Annotated in this window: 7 protein-coding genes; 3 read left to right on the top strand and 4 right to left on the bottom strand. The window is 45.5% G+C overall.

What is annotated here, in order from left to right:
* Nucleotides 1-648, bottom strand: coding sequence for a hypothetical protein (locus ACP5N5_RS06155; protein WP_428133991.1), 648 nt, complete (start codon nucleotides 646-648; stop codon nucleotides 1-3).
* Nucleotides 649-731: 83 nt separating this feature from the next.
* On the opposite strand from ACP5N5_RS06155, the gene ACP5N5_RS06150 reads away from it, so the two are divergent.
* Entirely contained in the window at nucleotides 732-1,220 is a 489-nt protein-coding gene (locus ACP5N5_RS06150; RefSeq protein WP_428133988.1) for an adenosine-specific kinase, read from the top strand.
* 3 nt (nucleotides 1,221-1,223) lie between these two features.
* Here ACP5N5_RS06150 and ACP5N5_RS06145 read toward each other — a convergent pair whose 3' ends face one another.
* Together ACP5N5_RS06145 and ACP5N5_RS06140 are read right to left on the bottom strand one after the other, a co-directional pair.
* Nucleotides 1,224-1,565: a hypothetical protein gene (locus ACP5N5_RS06145; RefSeq protein WP_012608467.1), complete on the bottom strand. Its 342-nt coding sequence runs from the start codon at nucleotides 1,563-1,565 to the stop codon at nucleotides 1,224-1,226.
* Complete coding sequence (locus ACP5N5_RS06140; protein ID WP_042667571.1) at nucleotides 1,549-1,854, bottom strand: TRAM domain-containing protein; 306 nt, start codon at nucleotides 1,852-1,854, stop codon at nucleotides 1,549-1,551. Before ACP5N5_RS06140 ends, ACP5N5_RS06145 begins: the two co-directional genes overlap by 17 nt.
* 132 nt (nucleotides 1,855-1,986) lie before the next feature.
* Here ACP5N5_RS06140 and ACP5N5_RS06135 point away from each other — a divergent pair, with 132 nt between their 5' ends.
* Nucleotides 1,987-2,208 carry a hypothetical protein gene (locus ACP5N5_RS06135; protein ID WP_428133985.1) on the top strand — a complete coding sequence of 74 codons (222 nt, stop codon included), beginning with the start codon at nucleotides 1,987-1,989 and terminating at the stop codon, nucleotides 2,206-2,208.
* 27 nt (nucleotides 2,209-2,235) lie between these two features.
* On the opposite strand, the gene ACP5N5_RS06130 is transcribed toward ACP5N5_RS06135, so the two are convergent.
* Nucleotides 2,236-3,105 (bottom strand): hypothetical protein, encoded by an 870-nt coding sequence (locus tag ACP5N5_RS06130; protein ID WP_428133983.1) that lies wholly within the window; start codon nucleotides 3,103-3,105, stop codon nucleotides 2,236-2,238.
* 101 nt (nucleotides 3,106-3,206) lie between these two features.
* On the opposite strand from ACP5N5_RS06130, the gene ACP5N5_RS06125 reads away from it, so the two are divergent.
* Complete coding sequence (locus tag ACP5N5_RS06125; RefSeq protein ID WP_012608463.1) at nucleotides 3,207-3,626, top strand: hypothetical protein; 420 nt, start codon at nucleotides 3,207-3,209, stop codon at nucleotides 3,624-3,626.
* Nucleotides 3,627-3,727 lie beyond the last annotated feature (101 nt).

Raw genomic sequence — 3,727 nt, 5'->3', positions numbered from 1 at the left:
CTACTTCCTCTTACTCTTCCCGCCTTTCTTTTTCCTTGTCTTACTTTTCTTTCTCTTGGTTTTTGAGGTTTTAGGCTTTTTCCTCCTAGCTCTCCTCTTGGTTGATTCACTGCTTAGCTTCAACGGGGATAGGATTAGCTCATGGGGGAGGAGTATCCTTGTATCATCGGTGGTATCGATTAGTATGAGGTCGTATTGGAGATCAGGGTTCTTAATGTTGATGAAGCCGTCATATATTATTGACTCCTTCGAGGGCTTGAATTCATGTATAACACGGTATTTTTCAGGCTCTTCAACCTTAACGATGCGTATCCTCATTAAAGGCGATGGCTTAGGGGTAAGTATTGTCTCAACGTCTTTAACCGCTCCCTCACCAAGCGTGATGCTTGCTCCCGGAGCCTCGACATCGATGAACCTGTAGCACCCTGAGTCTTTCTCACTAGTCATCCACATGGTTAACTGGTTGCCGGCTATCTCGAGCATCTTCTCGAGTAGGCCTTCATTACCCTGCTCCTTAGCATTTAAACCGGGTTCCTCCGCCTCGGACCAGTGCCTGTCTCCCCTGGTATATAGTCTCACCTTTACTGTATCTGATTCCTCTTCGAAGGGGCATAGCTCGAAAGACTTTACGACCAGCTTCAAAAACATCACCTAGGTCAAATACTATTGCCTTATACAGCATAGATTTATTCCTGGCTATCCTAATATATAATCCCGGCGGGGGATCCTGGATGAGCGTCTCCCTGCATGTGGTGGATATAACTATACCGGAGGGCACGAACATTATAATAGGCCGGAGCCACTTCATAAAGACGGTTGAAGACATATATGAGGTACTGGTCACCAGCGTGCCTGGTATAAGATTCGGGCTAGCGTTCAACGAGGCCAGCGGTAAGAGGTTGGTGAGATACGAGGGCAATGATGAAGAGTTAACTAGGGCAGCCATCGATGCAGCGTTAAAGATAGGTGCCGGCCACACATTCGTTCTGTTTATAAGAAACGCGTATCCGATAAACGTGTTGAACCAGTTGAAGAATATACAGGAGGTGGTTTCACTATACGTTGCAACAGGTAACCCGGTGCAGGTTATCGTAGGGGAGACTAATCAGGGTAGAGTAATACTCGGCGTGGTGGACGGGTACCCGCCGCTCGGTGTGGAATCGGAGGAGGATAAAAAAGAGAGGAGGGATTTCCTGAGGAAGATAGGTTATAAAAAATAGTTTTTACCCGTTGCACTTCCTAATACTATCTTCTAGTAGCTGTATGTTTTTCAATACCTCGTCTTTACTACTAGTGGTAATCCAGCATGAGGACTCCTCGCCTGTTTTCAACAGGTAGAATACATGGTTGCTGTTGACTCTAAAGGCTATGGCATAGCATTCCGTGTTTTCCCCTATTTCCTCGTCCTCGAAGAGGATGGTTGTCCTGCGTCTTTGCATCAGTAGATCCATTATAAGCCATGCTTGCTGGCCTTCCACACGCTCTCCTGCCTCAAGCTTCTCCGCTACATCGACACCCAGGTTCAAGGCTATTTCAACGAATATATTGTTACTGGTATTTCTCATTTGCTTCACTCAGGACTTCCAGGATTTCCCCGTATGCTACGTCGTCATTGACCTTGGTGATCCTTATCTTTACCTTTGAGCCGAGGCTCGCGTTGTAAACTATTATCTTGGCTCCCTTGTAGTCGACAACCCCGTTTCCATGTTTGTCTACGTCACCTATTTCAACGGTTAGTATCTTGCCTGGTCTCAGGGAATCCTCGTGTGGTGTCTGTATTCTTGGATATATGCTGAACCTCTGGACATCGCTCGTATATGGATTCCAGCTATGTTTTTTCTGCTGCCTAGACACGTCTATATCCCGCTCTACTATAGTTGACCTGCCCTATCAATTAAAGCATATAGGGGTTATTAATATTTATACCTCGCTAATGCTTATTAGGTCCATGACTTAATTAGAGGAGTAAAATAGGGTGGTGTTGTCATGCCTAAGACGATTAGTGTATTATTGAGAAGAGAATTATTGAAGCGTGACGTGGAGCTATTAGATATATACAGGTTCAAGGACAGGGAGTTTGTGAGGGTTAAGGATAGGGTGGCCGGTAGAGTCATGTTATATGCTCCAAAGATAAGGCTGTCGTCTGTGACATCGCGGGAGGATCTAGCGAGGATCGTGGATGAGATAGCTTCAGCCTTGAGGAAGTAAAACGGTTTTCCACTGTGTGTCAGCTGTTTAATTCTTCCCCCCGGTTAAATGCTCCCTTAAGATGCCTAGGATGCTTTCTAAACTGTTTTTCAAGGGGCGTTCGGAGCTGATTCTCCTATAGTACTCGATCCTGCTGAATAATTCGAGTATTGACTCCACTAGTTTAACCGGTTCACACTTGGTCTTTATGATTATCTTGGAATCCATGGGTGTCTCAATATTGCTACATACTATGATTGGGCGGGTGTTGTTATATAGCGTATTTAATACTATATGGCTCTCAATGCTCTCATCAATTATGAGTCCAGCTATTATGCGTTGGGTGAGCTTGAAGAGGTCATCGGTTGTAATACTTATTATCCATGGTGTGCCACCGCAATCCCTTTCAGAGTAGTTTATGATTAATGGGTTGAACCTTACGCCTTCCAGTTCCCTTGCCACCTCGACTATATCCGTGCATTTATCGCTGTGTGTGATTATTCCTCCATCCCTTGGCATCAGATCCCTTAATTCCCCGCCCCCGATAGTGTAGAAGGGGATGTTGACTACTGGTACTCCGGGTAGTTTTTCCCGGATGATCCTGTGGTCTCTTGATGTGAGTGTTACGATAAGTATTCCTGTGCCTCTTCTACGGCTCTCAATGATGGATTCGACGGCGTCGTCTTCGGGTATGTTGTTGTGTTCGATGCTTATGAGGAGTCTTACCCTGTGTTTGCCTGTGTGGATATCGTTGAGGAGGTCCTTGAGGTTTTTATCGACTTTACCAGCGTATACGATGGCTTCGCCGTGTGATGGATTATATTTTTCTACTCTAACTATGGGTAACCCGGTTTCCTGGATGAGGTCCTCGATTATTCTACAGTAAGCTGGTGAAGTCTTACATATTAGCTGGATCACTATGGTTCAACACCTGTTCACAATATATAAAGATCCTGGAAGCCATATTATATCCTAAACACTAGTGGTTCACTATAGATTATACAAGGGGTTGCTTGGTGATGTATAGTATAAGGTATAGGGATGGATGCCTAGAAGTCAAACGGGCAGGCGAGTACCTCTTGTTAAGTGGCTGGAACTACTCAATAGAGATACGTCCTCGAATCATAAGCGTCAAGGGGTTCAAGAGAGCCGAGGTCAAGGAAGTCTATGGCTCAAGAAGGAAAATAGTGTTCATCTACCATGACGCAGTGAAAGAACTCAGGGAATGCTATAATACAGTAGAGGAGATAGATCTAGGGGACCACCTGGTTAAAGCCACAAGCTTATTCACCGGGCACTACATAACCATAGTCACACCAGGCTACACACTCATAGACTACATAGTTATTACCGGAGATCAAACACTCATAATCCTACAAGGAAAGAGAAACATATTCCTCGAAGAACACAGAGACACCCTCACCCTATATTTAAACTAAGACAACACCATACAAACATCCAGCCACCCCCTCAGCACGGCTTAGCAGGCCCTGGACTCCCCCGTGCGAGGGGCTTGTGAGAGAGCCCAGCCGCGGGGGTT

Origin of the sequence: Desulfurococcus sp., from assembly GCF_049970475.1 — an archaeon.
Classification (GTDB): domain Archaea; phylum Thermoproteota; class Thermoprotei_A; order Sulfolobales; family Desulfurococcaceae; genus Desulfurococcus; species Desulfurococcus amylolyticus.
The sequence above is the reverse complement of the archived record's forward strand: the minus strand, read 5'-3'. Positions and strand labels throughout refer to the sequence as shown.